This window comes from Sphingomonas sp. PvP055, from assembly GCF_040546365.1.
In the GTDB taxonomy this organism is placed as follows: domain Bacteria; phylum Pseudomonadota; class Alphaproteobacteria; order Sphingomonadales; family Sphingomonadaceae; genus Sphingomonas; species Sphingomonas echinoides_A.
Window position 1 is genome coordinate 1,814,832 of sequence record NZ_JBEPNS010000001.1, and the last position, 18,668, is coordinate 1,833,499.

An 18,668-nucleotide genomic window follows, 5' to 3' on the forward strand; every position below is an offset into this window, starting at 1 on the left:
ACCGGACAACATATATGTATGGTATATGTCTGCATGCAATATCGAAAATACACCATACAAGGAAAGAGATCCTGTTTCCCGCTGCTTTGCTGGGCGGAGATAGTCGAGGTTTACCGACCTTGGAAGCGGTCGGTAGGACAATCTGACCTATTGTATGGCATCGAAGAGCGGTGCAAAGCGGCGTTGTGCCATACATAAACGCGCTCCCCGGCGCTTGTCGGTAAAAGGACGGTCATGGATTTCAGCTTCGATGCGTTGACGCTGGCGCGCGCGCAATTCGCGTTCACCATCTCGTTCCATTTCGTCTTCCCCGCTTTCTCGATCGGGTTGGCCAGCTATCTGATGGTACTCGAGGGTCTGTGGCTGAAGACGGGAAGTGGCGTGTACGCCAACCTGTATCGCTACTGGCTCAAGATCTTCGCCGTGACGTTCGGCATGGGCGTCGTCTCCGGGATCGTCATGTCCTACCAGTTCGGCACCAACTGGGCGGTGTTCTCGGACAAGGCCGGGCCGATCGTCGGGCCGCTGATGGCTTATGAAGTTCTGACCGCCTTTTTCCTCGAAGCGGGTTTCCTGGGGGTCATGCTGTTCGGAATCAGCAAGGTGGGCAAGGGGCTGCACTTCTTCGCCACCTGCATGGTCGCCCTCGGGACATTGATATCGGCAACCTGGATCACCGCGGCGAACAGCTGGATGCACACCCCGGCCGGTTTCGTCATCAACGCCAAAGGCCAATTCATGCCAGCTGGGTCGTGGCTGCCGATCATCTTCAACCCGAGCATTCCGTATCGCCTCGTCCACGTCGTGATCGCCGCGTATCTCACGACCTCGCTGGTCGTCGCCGCAGTCGGTGCGTGGCACTTGCTGCGGGATCGGCGCAATCCGGGTGCGCGCAAGATGTTCGCTATGGCGATGGGCATGATCGCGATTGCTGCACCGCTGCAGATTTTAGCGGGCGATACGCAAGGGCTCAACACGCTCGAACACCAGACCCCCAAGGTCCTGGCGATGGAAGGTGATTTCGAACCCAGCCCGCAGGGCGCGCCGCTGATCCTGTTCGGCATTCCGAGCCAGAAGGACGCCAAGGTCTATTACAAGGTCGAGATCCCGCAGCTCGGCTCGCTGATCCTGAAGCATTCGCCAAACGCGCCGCTTCCAGGGCTCAAGGATTTCCCGCGCGCCAAATGGCCGCCCGTACCGATCGTCTTCTGGTCGTTCCGGATCATGGTCGGGCTCGGCATGGCGATGCTTGGCCTCGCGGTATGGGGATTGTGGGCGCGGCTGCGGGGTCGCTTGTATGAAACGGCATGGCTGCATCGTGCAGCCGTCGCGATGGGGCCGACTGGATTCATCGCGGTGCTGGCCGGCTGGGTGACGACCGAGGTGGGGCGACAGCCGTACACGGTGTACGGTTATCTACTCACCGCGCAGTCGCGATCGCCACTCGCGGCGCCCGCAGTGGCGACGTCGCTCCTCGCGTTCGTGATCGTCTATTTCGCGGTGTTCGGTGCGGGCACCTATTATCTGCTGCGGCTGATGGCGCATGCCCCGCAAGCGCACGAGAGCGAGCCGCCGCACGTTCCGCAACGCGCAGCCGGGCTCGTTCCCGCAGCTGGACTGGAGTGACGCCAATGTCCAATTTCTTCGATCTTGCGACGATCTGGGCGGGGATCCTCGCGTTCGCCATTTTCGCCTACGTCGTGATGGACGGTTTCGACCTCGGCATCGGCATCCTGTTCCCGGGCTTTGCGGTCGGCAATGAGCGCGATCAGGCAATGAACTCGATCGCGCCGGTGTGGGACGGCAACGAAACGTGGCTGGTGCTGGGCGGCGGCGGACTGATGGCGGCGTTTCCGCTGGCGTATGCGATCATCCTCCCGGCAACCTATCCGCTGGTCATCGCGATGCTGCTCGGTCTCGTATTCCGCGGTGTCGCGTTCGAGTTCCGCTGGCGCGATCCACGGCATCGCGCGCTGTGGGATGTCGCGTTCTGCGCCGGGTCGGTGATCGCCACGCTGGCGCAAGGCATGGTGCTCGGCGCTGTGCTGCAGGGCGTTCACGTCGTCGGGCGCGGCTATGGGGGCGGGTGGCTCGATTGGCTGACGCCGTTCACGGTGCTGACCGGCGTGGCACTGCTGATCGGCTATGCGCTGCTCGGCGCCACCTGGCTGATCGGCAAGACGGAAGGCGCTGCGCAGGCGCATGCGCGCCGGATGGCGTTCGGGCTCGGCATCGCAATGCTGATGGCGATGGCCGCGGTCAGCATCGCGACGCCGCTTCTGGCGTTCGATTACTGGCGACGCTGGCTCGCCTTCCCGGGCATCCTGCTTACCGCGCAGGTTCCGCTGCTGGTGGTCATCACTGCCGTGCTGTTCTTCCGTAGCCTCCAGCGCGGGGGGGAACGGATGCCGTTTCTGCTGACGCTCGGCCTGTTCGCGCTGGGGTTTGCCGGGCTGGGGATCAGCATGTTCCCTTACGTCGTGCCGCGCGCCGTGACGATCTGGGACGCGGCAGCGCCAGCGGGAAGCCTAGTCTTCATGCTGGTGGGAACGGTGACCATCATTCCGGTCATCATCGGCTACACCGCCTGGGCCTATTATGTGTTTCGCGGCAAAGCCGGCGTGGCGGGATATCATTGATGTCCGGCTCTTGCTCGCGCCCGCTGTGGCGCCGGATCGGGTGGATGCTGCTGATCTGGCTGGGCAGCGTGCTGGCGCTCGGCGCGGTGTCGTTGGTGATCCGATTTTGGCTTCACGCATGAGTATTCCTTCCATCAGAACGGAAATTCGATGACACATGACGACGGTGTGACCGACTTCGGTCAAGCATTTGCGGCCTTGCCGCTGGTCGCGATCCTGCGCGGCATCACCCCCGCCGAAATCGACGAAACCGGCGATACGCTGGTCGAGGCTGGCTTTCGGCTGATCGAAGTGCCGCTGACGTCGCCCGATGCCTTTGTCAGCATCGCCAGTCTGGTGAAGCGGGTAGGGCCGGACGTCGTCGTCGGGGCGGGGACGGTTCGCACGGTCGACCAACTGCGGCACCTCGTCGATTGCGGCGGTCGCCTGATGGTCACGCCGCATGGCGACGTCGCGTTGATCCGCGCCGCCAAAGCGCTTGGTTTGTTCACGCTGCCGGGCGTGGCCACCCCGACCGAGGGATTTGCCGCGATCGATGCCGGGGCGGACGGTCTGAAGATATTTCCCGCCGATACGCTTGCCACATCGACGTTGCGCGCTTGGCGGACGGTGATGGGCGACACGCTCTTATGCCCGACAGGTGGGATCACGCCCTTGGCGATGCGGGAATATGTGGCCGCCGGTGCCTCGGGCTTCGGTCTCGGTTCGGCGTTATACGCGCCGGGTGCATCGCCCGCTGCCACCCGGCAATCCGCCGACGCTTTCGTCGCCGCGTGGCGCCGCCCGGACGAAGAATACGCGCGATCAAGGGCGTTCGAGGCGTGATCGCCGATGGCGGCGGATATTGGTCGAGCTAAGTAGTTTCCGTTCTGGCGTCGGGCGTGGGTCGGCGGCAAGGCAGCATTTCGCAGGAGCGTCCAGAACGGGGGCATCCCTGCGCGAAAGGTCTCCCGATGATCCAGCCGAGCCAGCAACTGTCCACTCGTAGCGGTTTCACGTTTCAGGTTCGTCCCGCCCGCCCGGCGGACGACGGCACGGTCGCAGAATTCTTCACCCACGTGACTCGCGAGGATTTGCGCTTCCGCTTCCTGACCGCGTTGAGCGACGTCGGTCCGGCGCAGATCACGGCGCTGACGCATGTCGACCACCGCTGGTCGGAGAACTTCCTCGCCTTCACCTCCGATGGATCGACGATGATCGCGACCGCCATGCTTGCGTGTGACCGGAATTTCGACCGGGGCGAAGTTGCCATTGCGATCCGCAAGGACTTCAAGGCGAACGGCATCGGCTGGGCGTTGCTCGCGCATGTCGCACGCGTCGCCGATGCCAATGGGGTAAAGGTGCTGGAGGCAATCGAGAGCCGCGCGAACCATGCCGCGATCGAAGTGGAGCGCGACATGGGCTTTACGGTGGAACCCTATCCGGGCGACAGCACGTTGTTGTGCGTCAGCCGCGCGCTGGGCCGCGATGGTCTGCCTGGTTCGATTGGTGCCGTAACCAAGTGACCGCATCCAACGACGCCGTGTTAAGGACGACCCGATCATGACAGGCAGAATTAGCGCGCAGCTTCGCGACCGGATCATGAGCGCTGATGCGGCCGCCGGGTTGATCACTGCGGGAAGTACCGTCGGTCTGAGTGGCTTTACTGGATCGGGCTATCCCAAGGCGGTTCCGCTTGCGCTCGCCGCACGGATCGAGGCGGAACACGCGCTCGGCAACGCGTTTCAAATTCGCGTATGGACCGGTGCCTCGACCGGGCCCGAACTCGACGGTGCGCTCGCCAAGGCGAACGGCATCGAATTTCGCCTGCCGTATAACTCCGACCCGATCGCACGCGAGAAGATCAACCGCGGCGAGATGGACTATTTCGACATGCATCTGAGCCAAGTCGCGCCGATGGCGTGGCAGGGCTTTCTCGGGCCGCTCGATACCGCCGTGGTCGAAGTGTCGGGAATTCGGGCCGACGGGTCGCTGATCCCGTCGTCTTCGATCGGCAACAACAAGACCTGGCTCGACCGCGCCGACCAGATCATTCTCGAGGTCAATCGCTGGCAGAACCCGGCGCTCGAGGGGATGCACGACATCTATTACGGTACGGCCTTGCCGCCGCACCGCGTGCCGATCCCGCTGGTGCGGCCCGATGACCGGATCGGCGAAGCGTATTTCCGGGTGGACCCTGCCAAGATCGTCGCGATCGTCGAGACCGACGCCCCCGACCGCAACCTGCCGTTCGCTGCGCCCGATGCCGCCGCGCATGCGATCGCGGGCCATCTGATCGAGTTCTATCGGCATGAAGTGGCGCGGGGGCGCTTGCCCGCGACACTGCTGCCGCTTCAGTCCGGCGTCGGCAACATTGCCAATGCCGTGCTGACCGGGCTTGTCGCTGGGCCGTTCGAGGACATGACCTCCTACACCGAAGTGATCCAGGACGGCATGCTCGACCTGCTCGATTCGGGGAAGCTGCGCATGGCGTCGGCAACCGCCTTCTCGCTCAGCCCTGAAGCCGCCGCGCGGCTCAACGCGAACATGCGCACGTATCGCGACAGGATGATCTTGCGGCCGCAGGAAATCAGCAATCACCCTGAACTGATCCGTCGTCTCGGCTGTCTGGCGATGAACGGGCTGATCGAAGCCGACATCTACGGGAACGTCAACTCAACCCATATCATGGGATCGCGAATCCAGAACGGCATTGGCGGGTCGGGCGATTTCGCGCGCAACGCTTATGTTTCGATCTTCATGACCCCGTCGATCGCCAAGGGCGGCGCTATATCGGCGATCGTTCCGCAAGCCAGCCATGTCGACCACATCAGTCAGGACGTGCAGGTCTTGGTCACCGAACAGGGCCTGGCGGATCTACGCGGGCTGAGCCCGAAGCAGCGCGCGCAGGTGATTATCGAGAATTGTGCGCATCCGGATTACCGTCCTGCACTGAACGACTATTACCGCCGTGCCCGGGCAGGCTCCTACGGCCAGCAGACTCCGATGCTGCCGGGTGAAGCGCTGTCCTGGCATCAGCGCTACATCGATACCGGCACCATGCGAATGTAGCCGCGCCGGATGCGGAGGCGGCGACCGTTCAGAACGGGAAAAGGTCGCCGTCCGCTCCCCTAGCGCGTCTTGAGCAACGTCAGGCCGCCCAAGCTCAGCACCCCGGCAGCGACCAGATACACCCCAACCAACGATAGCCCGCCTTGTGCCGCGAGCGCCTGGGCGGCGATCGGCGCCAGCGCGCCACCGATGATGCCGCCCAGGTTGAACGTGATCGAAACGCCGGTGTAGCGCACTCCCGGCTCGAACAGCGACGGCAGCCATCCGCCAAGCGGGCCATAGGCGAAGCCCATCGCGAACAGCGAGGCGGCGAGCCAGACGAACACGATCCACAATGCGCCCGACCCAAGCATCGGCCCCATCAGCATGCCCGAGAGCACGCACCCGACGAAACCCCAGCGCAGCATCCGCGTCGCGCCGGTCCGGTCCGCCAGCGTACAGGCGACGATAACCCCGAGCGCGAGGAACAGGATCGCACCGATCTCGACCCCGAGGAAGGCCTGGCGACCGTATCCGAGGGTCGTGGTCCCGTAGCTCAGCGCGAAGGCGGTGGTGAGGTAGAATAGCGCGAAACACGCGACGACTCCCGTCGTCCCGGCGATCGTCGCGCGCAGATGCGAGCCGAACAAATGCGCGATCGGAACGCGCGGGAGCGCGTCGTGCGCCGCGGCTTCCCGGAACGCGGGCGTCTCGGTGAGTTTGAGCCGCACCCACAAGCCAAGCCCAACGAGGACCGAGCTCGCAAGGAACGGCAACCGCCAGCCCCAGTCCCGAAATTGCTGATCGCTCAACAGGGCTCCGAGGATCAGGAAAAAGCCATTCGCCGCAATGAACCCGATCGGGGCACCGAGCGGGGGGAACATTCCCCACCGGTTCTCACGCCCCTTGGGCGCATTTTCTACCGCCAGCAGCGATGCGCCGCCCCATTCGCCGCCGAGCCCCAACCCCTGTCCAAAACGAAGGATGCACAGCAGCAACGGGGCGACCCAGCCGATCTGCGCGTAGCTCGGCAGGAACGCGATCGCGACGGTCGAGCCGCCCATCAACATCAGCGACGCGACGAGTGTGGACTTCCGCCCGAGCCTGTCGCCGAAATGACCGAACACCGCGGCACCCAGTGGACGCGCGAGAAAAGCGAGCCCGAAGCTGGCGTAGGACGCGAGCAATTGGACTCCCGGATCTTCCGCCGGGAAGAACAGCGGACCGAAGACCAGCGCCGCCGCCGTCGCATAGATGTAGAAATCGTAGAACTCGACCGACGTACCGATCAGGCTTGCCAGCAAGATACGCCGCGTCGACGCGGCGGCGGTCGGCGCACGATCGGCGCGGGGGGGAGCGTTCGTCATATCTGGGCTCTATCGCGCGTTTAGCCGTGTGTCGAAGGTCGGGCAGTTTCGCTCGGGATATCGCCGCCTGGTGACGAACGAGCGATCCGCCCCTTCACTCGGCGCGGGCATACTGCTGCAGGAACGTCGCATAGGGCGGCAGCCGCTCGACCGTTGCGGACACCCCGCGTTTGAGGTCGGCCAACGCGGCACGGAGGTGCTCGGTCGGCATCGTCGCGGGCAATCGGTGATGACTGCGCGGGACCACGCCCTGGCCCAGCATTACTTCGATCCAGCTATCGGTCCGGAACAGCTCGTCCTTGTCCTGATAGGCCGTGGCGGACTCACGGAACAACGCGATCCGGCTCGCCAGACCGTCCGGGACCGTCAGCTCGCGGCGTGAGCGCCAGAAGGGGGTGTCATCCCGCTGGGTCAGCACGTAATGCAGGATGATGAAGTCGCGAACCTGCTCCCACTCGCGGCGGGTGCGTTGGTTGAACCGTTCCGCCAGGGCCGCGCTGTCTTCCCCGAACGGGAAATTCTGGATCAGCCACGTCACCGCGACCATGACAAGATGAATGCTGGTCGATTCAAGCGGTTCTACGAAGCCGCTGGCCAAGCCGAGTGACAGGCAGTTGTGGTTCCAGACCCGCTTCCGCATCCCGCTGGTAAAGCGGATCTGACGCGGTTCGGTCAGCGGCCGACCGTCGAGCGCGGCGAGCAAACGGTCGCGCGCGGCATCATCAGAGAGATACTTGCTCGAATAGACCAGGCCATTGCCGGTGCGATTCTGCAACGGGATCTTCCAGCGCCACCCTTCGCCATGCGCGATCGCACGCGTGTAGGGCAGGGGTGGCCCGTCCGACTCGGTCTGGACGGCAAAGGCGCGATCGGTCGGCAACCAGTGCGACCAGTCCTCGAACCCCGTCTCCAGCGCATCCTCGATCAACAACGCGCGGAAGCCGGTGCAATCGATGAAGAAATCCCCGACAATCCGCTCGCCCGAGCCCATCAGCAGCGCGGCGATCGCACCGCTTTCGCTGTTCCGCTCGACCTGCGCGATGTGGCCCTCGACGCGCCGCACGCCCGCTGATGTCGCGATCCCCCGCAGGAAGTGCGCATAGCCGGTCGCATCGAGGTGGTAGGCATAGGCAAGCGTCCGGTCGGGATCGAGCGCGAAGCGCTGCGCCGCCGCTGCCTGCAGTTCGAGCGAATAGTCGCCATAGTCGCCGCCGAACCCGCGCGCGCGGGCTTCGAGCCAGAAATGCTGGAAATCGGCGACGAACGTGGATCGCCCGACCGATCCGAACGCATGGAAATAGCGGGCGTCGATCCGGTCCCACTGTTCGAACGCGATCCCAAGCTTGAACGTCGCGCCGGTCGCGCGGATGAATGCGTCCTCGTCCACGCCGATGAACTTGTGGAAGGCGTTGATCGTCGGGATCGTCGATTCCCCGACCCCGATCGTGCCGATATCGTCGGATTCGACGAGTGTGACCTCGACCAGCCCGGCAAGCTGCCGCGCGAGCGCCGTCGCGGCAAGCCAACCGGCGGTCCCGCCGCCGGCGATGACGACACGCTTTTGCGGAAGGGGGCGGGGGTCGGTCATCGGTTGAGCCGGTTGGCGACCATCGCGCGCAGCCGCCGCGCGGCCATGGCGTCGAGCGGCGCGAGCGGCCCGTGCGCCGGGGGCGGAAGATGCGCGGTGGCGACGTCGGACGCGCCGAAGAGATAATGATCGAACATCGCGCGCCACGCCTGCCGTTCGGCTTCGGGGCGCCCCCGCAGGCTCAGCAATCCGTGCAGCAGCGTCGTCATCGGCGTATCCAGGAATGCGGGAACACTGTTCCACCAATAGTTCACCAGGATGTTGAAGCCGTCCAGCGCCTCGACATGGTGCCACCACAACGCGGGGTAGATCAGCACGTCACCCGGTTCGAGTTCCGCCACTTCGGCCGCCTCCAGCGCTTCGGCGAAGCGCGGATAGCGCTCAAGATCGGGCGCGCGGAGGTCGACCATGCTGACGACCTGCCCGGCCGGGGTTGGTTCGATCGGGCCGGGGTAGAGGTTGCTCACATGATCGGGCGGGAACAGCGTGAAGCGGCGATGCCCTGCGACGCACACCGCCATGTTGTTCGACATGTCCCAATGCGTCGCGGCGATCGTGCGGTTGCCGATCCAGATGCTGGCAAGCGGAGGGTGATCCGTGAAGGTGCCGTCGGACGGGACGATATCGTTGGCCGCGCGCAGGCCGGGAAGATACGTGTCGATGTCGGTCGACCCGAGATACACGGCGGGCGCAGTCGCGTCGTCGGGCAGGTCGAGCAGCCGGTCCAGCACCGCACCGAACGCGGCTGCGCGCTCCGACGAGAAGTTCATCCCGGTCGCATCCTCGGTGTAGTGGAAGCGTCCGCCGATCGCCGGCGCGCCGACATAGACCACGACCGGTTGCCCGCCGTCCGCCGCGCGGAGCAACGCTGCCGCCGCGGCAGGCGATTCGCGCCCGGCCTTGACCAGCGGCCAGTCGCGCGCCGCGCCCTTCAGGACGATCGGTCGTCCCTCCGCGATCAGCGCGCTTACTGCGATCGAATCGATCGCGATGTCGGATCGCTCGGCTGTAGCGCGAACCACGGCAGGACGCCCAGCCGGCTCAACCGGCGGCATCGCGCACCCGCTTTCGATCGAGCAACGCGGACAGGTTGCCGAGCGAGCTGATCGCCCAGACCGCGCAGCGCAGGAAGTCCCCAGCATGCAGTTTTGCCAGCGCCGGGCCGTCGAGCGCCGCAAACCGGTCCGCCGAGAGGAAACAGACATCGGCAATGGCATACCGGCGACCATCCCCCAGATCGAGATCGAGGGTCGCTTCCTCGATCAGCCCCGCTTCGGCAAATGCCTGCATCATCGCGGGCGTGACCTGCTCCCCGGCGTAGATCGTCCGCAAGATTCCGCTGACGTGATCGAGATACGGTGCATTCCCGCCGTGATCGCGGAAGACCGGCTCCCCCGTCGTCCTGCTCACGCGCGGATCGGAAAGATCGATATGAATCATCGGCTCGCCCGGTTCGCCGGGGGGAGGAACGCCGATCGAAAACGGACCGCGTTGCATCAGCGCGGGCACGAAGCGGGCGTTCCACGACCCGTCCGCGACGAACAGGTTCTCGCCCCGGTCCAGCCCGAGCAGCACCGAAGCGCGCAGCGCACCATTACCCGAACGCCGGAACAGGATCGTATAGTCCCGCGCGAGCGCTTCGAATTCCGTAGGGAAGACGGTGACCTCGTTGACATGGTCCCCCCACGGCGCACCGCGCGTCGTGACGATGCCGACGTCGTGATGATCAACGTTGTTGAGCAGGACGGGGGTACTTGAATGAACCGGTCCGGTCATAGTCGCCGCTGTGCCCCCTATCAGATCTTATCCTGCCACCGTGCAGCCGAGCGCGGCCCCGCGATGGTCCTCCCCAGGAACCGCTGCATGGTTTCTGCCGCGGTCGACGCAATCATTGCACGTGCGCGGTGACCGGGTAAACAGATCACTCAGATGTCGCGCCCAGCTCCGTCCTCGCAGACTCCCGCCGACGGCATCGCCCCGGATCCTAAGCGCGCGCAACGGATGTTCGCGCTGTCGATCGGCCCGTATTTCATGGGCGGGTTCGTCGTGTCGCTCGTCAGCTTGCTGGTGCTGCGGCTCAAGTTGTTGATGGCGCTGGATTACGTCCAGTCATCCTTGGTCCAGTTCGCCTTTCATTCAAGCTATCTGCTGTTCGCGCTGCCGATCACCGCCTGGTTGGTGCGGATCGGCTACATGCGCGGCATTGCGACGGGGCTGCTGGTCATGGCGGTGGGGTGCGTCAGCTTCGTCGGTGCGGCGGCGCTACACAGTTACGCGGTGGTGCTGCTCGCGTTGCTGACGCTGTCGGCGGGCGTGACGTTCCTGCAGATTGCCTGCAGCGTGACGGTCGCCGTGGTCGAGCCTGCGCGACGCGCGATCCCGCGCGTGACATTGCTGCAAGGGTTCAATGCGGTCGGCACGGTACTGGCGCCGTTGATTGGCGCGTGGTTCATGTTCGCGGACCATGGCAGCGCCACGTCGGACGGGGCGTGGACGATGCTGGCGATCCCGTTCGTCGCGTGCATGCTCGTGCTGCTTGGGTTGGCGCGCGCCTTCTGGGCGAACCGGGGGTTGCTGGCGGGAATGCCGAACCCGCGTCGCGTTGGCGTGGGCGAGGTGCGTCGCTTGCTTGCCGATCGCAGACTGGTGGCCGGGTCGCTCGCAATGTTTGCCTATGTCGGGGCGGAGGTCACGATCGGCGGGCTGCTGGCCGGGTATCTCATTGCGCCCGAAATCCTCGCGGTCGAGCCGATCACGGCGGGGCGGCTCGTCAGCCTGTACTGGGGCGGGGCGATGCTGGGGCGGTTCGTGGGTGCTGCGATCATCACCCGCGTACCGCCGCCCCGCTTGCTGGCGTTTGCGGCGGTTGCGGCGATGGTGCTCGTCGTCGTCGCGACGCAGGCGCAGGGCGTGCTTGGCGCGATTGCGTTGCTCGCAGTCGGGCTCTGCAACTCGATCATGTACCCGATGCTGTTCGCTTTGTCGTTGCCCGACGACAAGAGCCTCGCGCCGCACGCGTCGATGCTGCTGTGCATGGCGGTGGTCGGGGGGGCGATCGTCCCGGTGCTGACTGGGGGGCTCGCTGACCGAGTGGGTCTTGGCAATGCGCTGCTGCTACCGGGGGTGTGCTACCTTGGCATCGCAATGTTCGCGTTCTGCTGCACGCGGATCGGAGGTCCGGAACGACCTTCCTCCGAGCACGGCCCCCCGATCGTCCGCAGCCCGATCAGGCTGCCGCGGACGTAGCGGTGTCGCTGGACGAAATCAGCGCCGCTAGGAACGTCTCGCGCCACCAATTGATGTCCTGCTCCTCGATCGAATCCATGCACGCGCGCCAGCGCCGAATTCGCTCGTCCCGGTCCATCCGCAAGGCGCGCTGGATCGCATCCGACATTTCCTCGGCGCTGTAGGGGTTTACGAGAATTGCCTCGGTCAGCTGCGCCGCCGCTCCGGCAAAGCGCGACAGGATCAGCACGCCGGGGTCTTCCGGGTCCTGCGCGGCGACATATTCCTTGGCAACGAGGTTCATCCCGTCGCGCAGTGGCGTAACGAGCCCGATCTTGGACGCCCGATAGATGCCGGCCAGCGTATCGCGGCCATAGCCCTGATTGACGTAGCGGATCGGCACCCAGTCGACATCGGCATACGCACCGTTGATCCGCCCCGACAGGCTCTCGAGCGTGTTGCGGATGCGTTGATAGCTCCCCACCGCGCCGCGCGATGGCGGGGCGATCTGGAGCAGGAACACTTCCTTGCGTTCTTCGGGATGCTCGACGAGAAACCGTTCGTAGCCGAGGAAGCGTTCTTCCAGACCTTTGGAATAATCGAGCCGGTCAACCCCGACGATCATGTCGCGACCATCCGCGCTGTCACGCATCCGGCGATAGGTGAGCCGTGCCACAACACTGCGCGCAAGGTCGGCAAATTCCGGTGCGTCGATCCCGATCGGACAGGCGAGCACGCGGACGCTCCGCTCGCCGAGTGTCACGATGCCGTCGTCGGATACCGACGCGCCCATTTCTAGACGGACGAAATCGAGGAAGCTTTCCAGCCACTCCTCGGTGTGGAACCCGATCACGTCATAGGCGAAGAGCCGACGGACGAGCTCCTGCGCTTCCGGCAAGATCGACAGCAAGCGGCGCGGTGGCCACGGGATGTGGAGGAAAAAGCCGATCCGGTTCTTGCACCCGTGTTTGCGCAGTTCGTCGCCGAGCGGGAACATGTGGTAATCCTGGATCCACACGACGTCTTCGGTCTCGATCAGCGGGTGGACGGTGGCCGCGAAGCGTTCGTTGACGCGCTGATACCCGCCTGCAAAATCTCGTTCATATTCAGCAAGATCGACGCGGTAGTGGAACAGCGGCCACAACGTCCGGTTGGCGTAGCCGTTGTAATATTCGTCGATATCCTGGTCTTCCAGGTCGATCGTCGCGGTCGTCACGCCGTCGTTGCGATGGAAGTTGATGTCGCCGGTGAAGTGATCGGTCCGCTCCCCTGACCAGCCGAACCACACGCCGCGATATTGCCGCAACGCGGATTGCAGCGCGACCGCCAGGCCACCCTGGGCACCCGACTCCGACCCCTTGGGGGCGGAAACGCGGTTTGAGATGATTACCAGCCGTGTCATCGGATTGAGCTCCACGGTTTGCTCAGCAGGGCGGCGCAATTGATCATGCCGACCAGCGAATAGGTTTGGGGATAATTCCCCCACAATTCACCCGTTTCCGGTTCGATGTCCTCGGACAGCAGACCCGCGGCGGTCCGCCGTGCGAGCATCTCCTCGAACAGGGCGCGGGCATCTTCGCTGCGCCCCGTGAAGTGGAGCGCCTCGATCAGCCAGAACGTGCAGACATTGAAGGCAGTTTCGGGCATCCCGAAATCGTCCTCGATCGCATAGCGCAGCATGAACGAGCCGCGTCGCAGCCCTTCCTCCGCAGCCTTCAGCGTATCGATGAAGCGGGGATCCTCGGGCTCGAGGAAACGCAGGTCGAGCAGCTGCAACAGGCTCGCATCGAGATCATCGCCTGCAAAAGTTGCCGACATGCGTCGGGTTTCGGGCCGCCAGGCAGCGGTTTCGATCCGTTCGCGGATGGTTTGCGCGCGTTCCTGCCATAGTATTGCACGCTCGGAGAGCCCGAGCTTGTGCGCGGCGTTGGCGAGCCGGTCGCACGCCGCCCAGCACATTGCCGATGAATAGGTATGCACGCTCTGTCGCGTCCGCAACTCCCATAGACCCGCGTCGGGCTGGTCGTAATTCGCCCAGGCGCGTTCGCCGACATGTTCGAGCGATTCGAAATCCTCGAGCCCGGCGAGCCGGAACAGACGCGTGTCGAAGAAGGCATGGACGCTGCACAACACGATCTGGCCGTACGCGTCGTGCTGGATCTGCTCATACGCCTGATTGCCGACGCGCACCGGGCCCATCCCGCGATAGCCCGGAAGCGCGGGTTCCTCGCGTTCCTCGAGCTGCGCCTCGCCGAGCACGCCGTACAGCGGCTGGATGTGGCCGCCCGCCGCCGCATCGACGATGTTGCGCAGATAGCCGAGATACCCCTCGAGCACGTCGAGCGCGCCCAGGCGGTTGAGCGCCTGCACGGTATAATAGGCATCGCGCACCCAGCAGTAGCGGTAATCCCAGTTGCGCTGCGAACCAGCATGTTCCGGGACCGACGTGGTCATCGCCGCGACGATCGCGCCGGTTTCCTCATGCTGGCACAGCTTGAGCGTGATCGCCGAGCGGATCACCACGTCCTGCCATTCGAGCGGGATCGCGAGGCCGCGGACCCATTCCTGCCAGTGCGCCGTGGTCTTCGCGAGCATCGCATCCAGCGTCTCGGCGAGATCGCCAGCGAAACTCTCGTCCGGCCCGAGGAAGAAGTGCAGCGGCCGTTCGACCCGGAACGGCAATTCGTTCTGGATCATGCCGACCGGCGCGGTCGTGCTCAGGCGCAGCGACATCGTCTCGAGCAGGAAACGGATGTGGTTCGACCCGCCGATCTTCTCGTTGCACGTGCCGCCCCAGCCACACGTCGGACGCAACTGGATGCGGACCCGCGGGCTGCCCGCGACCGGGCGGACGATCCGCGCGAACGATACCGGGCGATAGCTGCGGCCATTGCTGACGAAGCGCGGGCAGAAATCGATCACCTCGATCGCGTTTCCGCCGCTGTCGGTATGCCGCGTGATCAGGATCGGGGTGTTGCGGATGTAATGCTGTTCGACCGAGACGCTGTCCTCGATCGCAATCCCCCAATAGCCACGCTCGGGCTTCTCGCCGCCGAGCAGCGCGGAGAACAACGGGTCGCCGTCGATCCTCGGCACGCAGCCCCATACGAAGCTGCCGGCGCGGTCGACCAGCGCGCTGACCTGGCAATTGCCGATCGGCCAAAGATCGAGCGAGCTCATGCCGCACCCTCGCAAGCGCGTTCTAGCCAGTCGAGCGTGGCGTCGACGTCGGGCAGGCGATAGCGCGCACTACTCTCGCGCGGCGCGCCGATCAGGATCCCCGCACCGCCGTGTTCGGCGGCAGCCACGGACCATCGCGGGCTCATCGGTATCGTCATCCCCGAGGAAGACCGGCGTGAACCCGCGCATCGGGGATTCCGCCATCAAGCGCCGCAACGCCGATCCCTTGTCGCCACCGCCGACGCGCAGCTCGACCATCATCTTGCCGGTCTGAAGGTGCAGCGCGGTCTCGTCGGCCAGCGTCCGCGCGAGGGCGTTCGCGGCGTCTTCCATATGCGCCGCGCCGCGATAGTGGAGCGCTGCGCCAAAGGGTTTCTCCTCGACCAACAGGCCGGGTGTCGTATGTGCAAAGTCTGTCATGGTCTGCAGAATACGATCGAGGGCAACCGGTCGTTCCGGTAGCGAGCGCTTTCCGTCGTACGATTGTACCTCCAGGCCGTGACTTCCGGCGATCGTGATCGGCAACGGACCGAAAAGCCCGAGGATGCTGTCGACCGAACGCCCGCTGATGATCGCGACGCGTCCGTCCAGCTTCACGCGCAGGCGGTCGAGCAGGGCGGCGAGGCGCGCATCGACATGCACCAGCTCCGGGCGTTCGGCGAGTTCGACGAGCGTCCCGTCGAAATCGAGAAACAGCGCCGCTCCCTGCAGGAGCGAGACGGGCGGTGGCGAATCCGGGGGGGAAGTCATCATCCGCGCCCGATAGCAACGCTTGGCGGTGCGCGTCACCCCGCGTCGTGGATGGCTTCTAGTGATCCAGCATGCGCGGCTGGAACAGCTTGCCGTTCTCGATCACCAGGATCAGAAGCAGAACCGCCACACCGATCGCGAGATATCCGATCGCGAGCGGAAGCGTCGTGCCGTTGTACGATTGGCCGATCGCGGACCCGACCAGCACTGCGCCGACGCTGACGATGAACCCCTGGACGGACGAGGCCGTGCCCGCGATGTGCCCGACCGGCTCCATCGCCATCGCGCCGAAGTTCGACCCGCAAAGCCCGATGCACGTCATGCTGAGCGCCTGGAAGATCATGTAGGTGACGAGGGTCTCGTCCCCCAGCGCGATCACCCCGAGATGCAGCACCGACAGGCCGATCAGCCCGAACACCGCCGCCTGCGAGATCAGCCGTGTCCCCAGCCGCTCGACCAACCGGCTGTTGGCGAACGATGCACACCCCATCGAGAAGGCGCACACCGCGAACAGGATCGTGAACCGGTCGCCCGCGTGGAATTCCTCGACGAAGATCTGCTGCGACGACGCGACGAACGCGATGATCCCGCCAAAGGTCAGCGACGCCGCCACCGCATAGCCTGCGGAATCGCGGTTGGTCAGCGTCAGCCGGTACGACGCGCTGAGCGTGGCGAGCGAAATCGGCACGCGCCTCTCGACGCGCAACGTCTCGGGGAGGCGCGCGAATGTCCACGCCAGCACGAACGCGGCGAACCCGGCCAGCGCGTAGAAGATGAACCGCCACGGTCCGATGACGAGCAGCATCTGCCCCAGGCTCGGCGCGAGGATGGGCACGAGGAAGAAGATCATCTGCGCGATCGACAGGGTCCGCGCCATCGTCCGGCCCGAGAAGTTGTCGCGCACGATCGCCACCGCCAGCACCCGCGTCGCCGCCGACATCAGCCCCTGCAGGACGCGCGCGCCGATCAGCGCCGGAAAGGTTGCGGAGCTCGCCGCGAAGATGCTCGCGGCGACGAAGCCGACCAGCGTGATGAGCAGGATCGGCCTGCGCCCGTAGCGATCGGTCAGCGGGCCATAGGCAAGCTGCCCGACTCCGAAGCCGAGCATATAGAAGGTGATGATCCACTGCCGGTGATTGGCGGTCGCGATCGACAGGTCGCGCCCGATGTCGGCCAGCGCTGGCAGCATCAGGTCGACGCCAAGCGCGTTCACCGCCATCAAGGCCGCGACGAAGGCGACGAACTCATGCCGGTGCATCGGGACGGCGGGGGAGGGACTGGTCATGCGCGACCGCTTAATGCGGTGGGGTGGGATAGGCCATGGGGGATGGCGGGCTTGCCCGCTGTCTGATGGAATCGAACGGGGGACTCGCGCCACGATTACCACCCCCGCCGCCCGGGGGCTTTCCTCCAGCGACCCTCCCACTGTAAGGCGCTCGACCAACGATAGAAAAATCCCGGGGGAAGCATGGCCAGTCTGTTGCGCCGCAAGATCATCAAGACCGGCGCGGAGCAGCCCGCCGAGCATCAGCTCGCGCGGACGCTGTCCTGGCCGCATCTCGTCGCGCTAGGGGTCGGGGCGATCGTGGGGACGGGGATCCTCACGCTGATCGGCGTGGCATCCGACCGGGCGGGCCCCGCCGTGTTGCTGAGCTTCGTCGTCGCAGGCGCCATCTGTGCCTGCGCGGCGTTGTGCTACGCCGAGATGGCGACGATGATCCCGGCGTCGGGCAGCGCCTATACCTACAGCTATGCCGTTCTCGGCGAGATCATCGCCTGGGTCGTCGGATGGAGCCTGATCCTCGAATATTCGCTCGTCGTCTCGGCAGTCGCGGTCGGGTGGTCGAGCTATGCCGTGCGGTTCCTGGCGGGGGTGGGCATCGTCCTGCCCGATGTGCTGACGCATGGGCCCAGTGCTGCGGGCGCGTTCGGGATCAACCTGCCGGCGGTGTTCATCATCGCGGTCGTCGCCGGGCTGCTGACGCTGGGTACGCGCGAGAGCGCGCGGATCAACAGCGCGCTGGTGATCCTCAAGATCGTCACGCTGACGTTGTTCGTCATCGTCGCGCTGCCGCACTTCGACACCGCCAATCTCACGCCGTTCGCGCCTTATGGCTATGGCAGCGTCGCGGGCGCGGACGGGGTCAAATACGGGATGATGGGTGCCGCCGCGATCATCTTCTTCGCCTTCTACGGCTTCGACGCGATCTCGACCGCAGCGGAGGAAACCAAGAACCCGGAGCGCGATCTGGCGATCGGGATCGTCGGGTCGATGGTGGCCTGCACGATCATCTATATCGTGGTCGCGCTCGCCGCGGTCGGTGCGGTCCATTACAGCGTGTTCGGCAAGAGCGCGGAGCCGCTCGCGCTGATCCTCGTCCAGTTGGGCCAGCCCGGCATCGCCACCGTCATCGCAGCGGCGGCGGCGATCGCCTTGCCGACGGTGCTGCTGGGGTTTCTGTACGGTCAGAGCCGGATCTTCCTCGTCATGGCGCGCGACGGCTTCCTCCCGCCCGCGCTCGCACGCGTTTCGAAGCGCGGGACGCCTGCGCGCGTCACGATCGTGACCGCATTGTTCGTCGCGGTGATCGCCGCGTTGATGCCGATCGACGTGATCGCCAGCCTCGCCAATGCGGGGACGCTCTGCGCGTTCGTCGCGGTGGCGGCGTGCGTGCTGGTGATGCGCCGACGTTCGCCGGATGCGCGCCGGCCGTTCCGGATGCCGCTGGCGTGGATCGTCGCGCCGCTCGCGATCCTTGGGTGCGTCTATCTTTTCACCAGTTTGCAGGTGGTGACGCAGCTTTCGTTCCTGGGTTGGAACGTATTGGGGCTGGTTGTGTACTTCGTCTACGGCCGGGCCCGCGCGACGATGGTCGTCTGATCGGCGCC

General features: G+C 65.2%; 16 protein-coding genes. 8 read left to right on the forward strand and 8 right to left on the reverse strand.

The window, feature by feature from the left end; genetic code table 11:
- Positions 1–234 precede the first annotated feature (234 nt).
- The 6 genes from ABIC16_RS08785 to scpC all read left to right on the forward strand — a co-directional run bounded on the left by ABIC16_RS08785 (position 235) and on the right by scpC (position 5,690).
- Positions 235–1,626 carry a cytochrome ubiquinol oxidase subunit I gene (locus ABIC16_RS08785; protein WP_354290782.1) on the forward strand — a complete coding sequence of 464 codons (1,392 nt, stop codon included), beginning with the start codon at positions 235–237 and terminating at the stop codon, positions 1,624–1,626.
- 5 nt (positions 1,627–1,631) lie between these two features.
- On the forward strand, positions 1,632–2,639 hold the full coding sequence (cydB, locus tag ABIC16_RS08790) for a cytochrome d ubiquinol oxidase subunit II (RefSeq protein ID WP_354290783.1): 1,008 nt from the start codon (positions 1,632–1,634) through the stop codon (positions 2,637–2,639).
- Positions 2,639–2,761, forward strand: a complete 123-nt coding sequence (locus tag ABIC16_RS08795) for a DUF2474 domain-containing protein (protein ID WP_354290784.1) — start codon at positions 2,639–2,641, stop codon at positions 2,759–2,761. Before cydB ends, ABIC16_RS08795 begins: the two co-directional genes overlap by 1 nt.
- Before the next feature lie 28 nt (positions 2,762–2,789).
- Positions 2,790–3,464 carry a 2-dehydro-3-deoxy-6-phosphogalactonate aldolase gene (locus ABIC16_RS08800; protein WP_354290785.1) on the forward strand — a complete coding sequence of 225 codons (675 nt, stop codon included), beginning with the start codon at positions 2,790–2,792 and terminating at the stop codon, positions 3,462–3,464.
- A 128-nt stretch (positions 3,465–3,592) separates the two neighbouring features.
- On the forward strand, positions 3,593–4,144 hold the full coding sequence (locus ABIC16_RS08805; protein ID WP_354290786.1) for a GNAT family N-acetyltransferase: 552 nt from the start codon (positions 3,593–3,595) through the stop codon (positions 4,142–4,144).
- Between the two features lie 37 nt (positions 4,145–4,181).
- Positions 4,182–5,690: a succinyl-CoA:acetate CoA-transferase ScpC gene (gene scpC / locus ABIC16_RS08810; RefSeq protein ID WP_354290787.1), complete on the forward strand. Its 1,509-nt coding sequence runs from the start codon at positions 4,182–4,184 to the stop codon at positions 5,688–5,690.
- Positions 5,691–5,749: 59 nt separating this feature from the next.
- Here scpC and ABIC16_RS08815 read toward each other — a convergent pair whose 3' ends face one another.
- The 4 genes from ABIC16_RS08815 to ABIC16_RS08830 form a co-directional block, all read right to left on the reverse strand.
- Complete coding sequence (locus ABIC16_RS08815) at positions 5,750–7,036, reverse strand: MFS transporter (RefSeq protein ID WP_354290788.1); 1,287 nt, start codon at positions 7,034–7,036, stop codon at positions 5,750–5,752.
- Positions 7,037–7,130: 94 nt separating this feature from the next.
- Complete coding sequence (locus ABIC16_RS08820) at positions 7,131–8,624, reverse strand: tryptophan halogenase family protein (protein ID WP_354290789.1); 1,494 nt, start codon at positions 8,622–8,624, stop codon at positions 7,131–7,133.
- A complete protein-coding gene (locus tag ABIC16_RS08825; RefSeq protein WP_502958296.1) occupies positions 8,621–9,679 on the reverse strand; it encodes a cupin-like domain-containing protein in 1,059 nt (352 codons plus the stop codon). Before ABIC16_RS08825 ends, ABIC16_RS08820 begins: the two co-directional genes overlap by 4 nt.
- Positions 9,666–10,400 carry a SapC family protein gene (locus ABIC16_RS08830; RefSeq protein ID WP_354290791.1) on the reverse strand — a complete coding sequence of 245 codons (735 nt, stop codon included), beginning with the start codon at positions 10,398–10,400 and terminating at the stop codon, positions 9,666–9,668. The genes ABIC16_RS08825 and ABIC16_RS08830 overlap by 14 nt, the downstream gene beginning before the upstream one ends.
- A gap of 153 nt (positions 10,401–10,553) precedes the next feature.
- Here ABIC16_RS08830 and ABIC16_RS08835 point away from each other — a divergent pair, with 153 nt between their 5' ends.
- Positions 10,554–11,870 carry an MFS transporter gene (locus tag ABIC16_RS08835; RefSeq protein WP_354290792.1) on the forward strand — a complete coding sequence of 439 codons (1,317 nt, stop codon included), beginning with the start codon at positions 10,554–10,556 and terminating at the stop codon, positions 11,868–11,870.
- On the opposite strand, the gene otsA is transcribed toward ABIC16_RS08835, so the two are convergent.
- The 4 genes from otsA to ABIC16_RS08855 form a co-directional block, all read right to left on the reverse strand.
- Positions 11,851–13,251 (reverse strand): alpha,alpha-trehalose-phosphate synthase (UDP-forming), encoded by a 1,401-nt coding sequence (otsA, locus tag ABIC16_RS08840; RefSeq protein ID WP_354290793.1) that lies wholly within the window; start codon positions 13,249–13,251, stop codon positions 11,851–11,853. The genes ABIC16_RS08835 and otsA overlap by 20 nt on opposite strands.
- Positions 13,248–15,029 (reverse strand): glycoside hydrolase family 15 protein, encoded by a 1,782-nt coding sequence (locus ABIC16_RS08845; RefSeq protein ID WP_277970721.1) that lies wholly within the window; start codon positions 15,027–15,029, stop codon positions 13,248–13,250. The genes otsA and ABIC16_RS08845 overlap by 4 nt, the downstream gene beginning before the upstream one ends.
- 69 nt (positions 15,030–15,098) lie before the next feature.
- Positions 15,099–15,782: a trehalose-phosphatase gene (gene otsB / locus ABIC16_RS08850; RefSeq protein ID WP_502958297.1), complete on the reverse strand. Its 684-nt coding sequence runs from the start codon at positions 15,780–15,782 to the stop codon at positions 15,099–15,101.
- A 55-nt stretch (positions 15,783–15,837) separates the two neighbouring features.
- A complete protein-coding gene (locus ABIC16_RS08855) occupies positions 15,838–17,037 on the reverse strand; it encodes a multidrug effflux MFS transporter (RefSeq protein ID WP_354292289.1) in 1,200 nt (399 codons plus the stop codon).
- A 210-nt stretch (positions 17,038–17,247) separates the two neighbouring features.
- On the opposite strand from ABIC16_RS08855, the gene ABIC16_RS08860 reads away from it, so the two are divergent.
- Positions 17,248–18,660, forward strand: coding sequence for an amino acid permease (locus ABIC16_RS08860; protein WP_354290794.1), 1,413 nt, complete (start codon positions 17,248–17,250; stop codon positions 18,658–18,660).
- Positions 18,661–18,668: the final 8 nt, after the last annotated feature.

Coding starts and splice junctions, on each gene's coding strand:
- ABIC16_RS08835 (WP_354290792.1), top strand. CDS start 10,554: ATGTCGCGCCCAGCTCCGTCCTCGCAGACTCCCGCCGACGGCATCGCC.
- ABIC16_RS08825 (WP_502958296.1), bottom strand. CDS start 9,679: ATGCCGCCGGTTGAGCCGGCTGGGCGTCCTGCCGTGGTTCGCGCTACA.
- otsA (WP_354290793.1), bottom strand. CDS start 13,251: ATGACACGGCTGGTAATCATCTCAAACCGCGTTTCCGCCCCCAAGGGG.
- ABIC16_RS08785 (WP_354290782.1), top strand. CDS start 235: ATGGATTTCAGCTTCGATGCGTTGACGCTGGCGCGCGCGCAATTCGCG.
- ABIC16_RS08795 (WP_354290784.1), top strand. CDS start 2,639: ATGTCCGGCTCTTGCTCGCGCCCGCTGTGGCGCCGGATCGGGTGGATG.
- ABIC16_RS08800 (WP_354290785.1), top strand. CDS start 2,790: ATGACACATGACGACGGTGTGACCGACTTCGGTCAAGCATTTGCGGCC.
- ABIC16_RS08815 (WP_354290788.1), bottom strand. CDS start 7,036: ATGACGAACGCTCCCCCCCGCGCCGATCGTGCGCCGACCGCCGCCGCG.
- ABIC16_RS08855 (WP_354292289.1), bottom strand. CDS start 17,037: ATGCACCGGCATGAGTTCGTCGCCTTCGTCGCGGCCTTGATGGCGGTG.
- cydB (WP_354290783.1), top strand. CDS start 1,632: ATGTCCAATTTCTTCGATCTTGCGACGATCTGGGCGGGGATCCTCGCG.
- otsB (WP_502958297.1), bottom strand. CDS start 15,782: ATGATGACTTCCCCCCCGGATTCGCCACCGCCCGTCTCGCTCCTGCAG.
- scpC (WP_354290787.1), top strand. CDS start 4,182: ATGACAGGCAGAATTAGCGCGCAGCTTCGCGACCGGATCATGAGCGCT.
- ABIC16_RS08860 (WP_354290794.1), top strand. CDS start 17,248: ATGGCCAGTCTGTTGCGCCGCAAGATCATCAAGACCGGCGCGGAGCAG.
- ABIC16_RS08830 (WP_354290791.1), bottom strand. CDS start 10,400: ATGACCGGACCGGTTCATTCAAGTACCCCCGTCCTGCTCAACAACGTT.
- ABIC16_RS08820 (WP_354290789.1), bottom strand. CDS start 8,624: ATGACCGACCCCCGCCCCCTTCCGCAAAAGCGTGTCGTCATCGCCGGC.
- ABIC16_RS08845 (WP_277970721.1), bottom strand. CDS start 15,029: ATGAGCTCGCTCGATCTTTGGCCGATCGGCAATTGCCAGGTCAGCGCG.
- ABIC16_RS08805 (WP_354290786.1), top strand. CDS start 3,593: ATGATCCAGCCGAGCCAGCAACTGTCCACTCGTAGCGGTTTCACGTTT.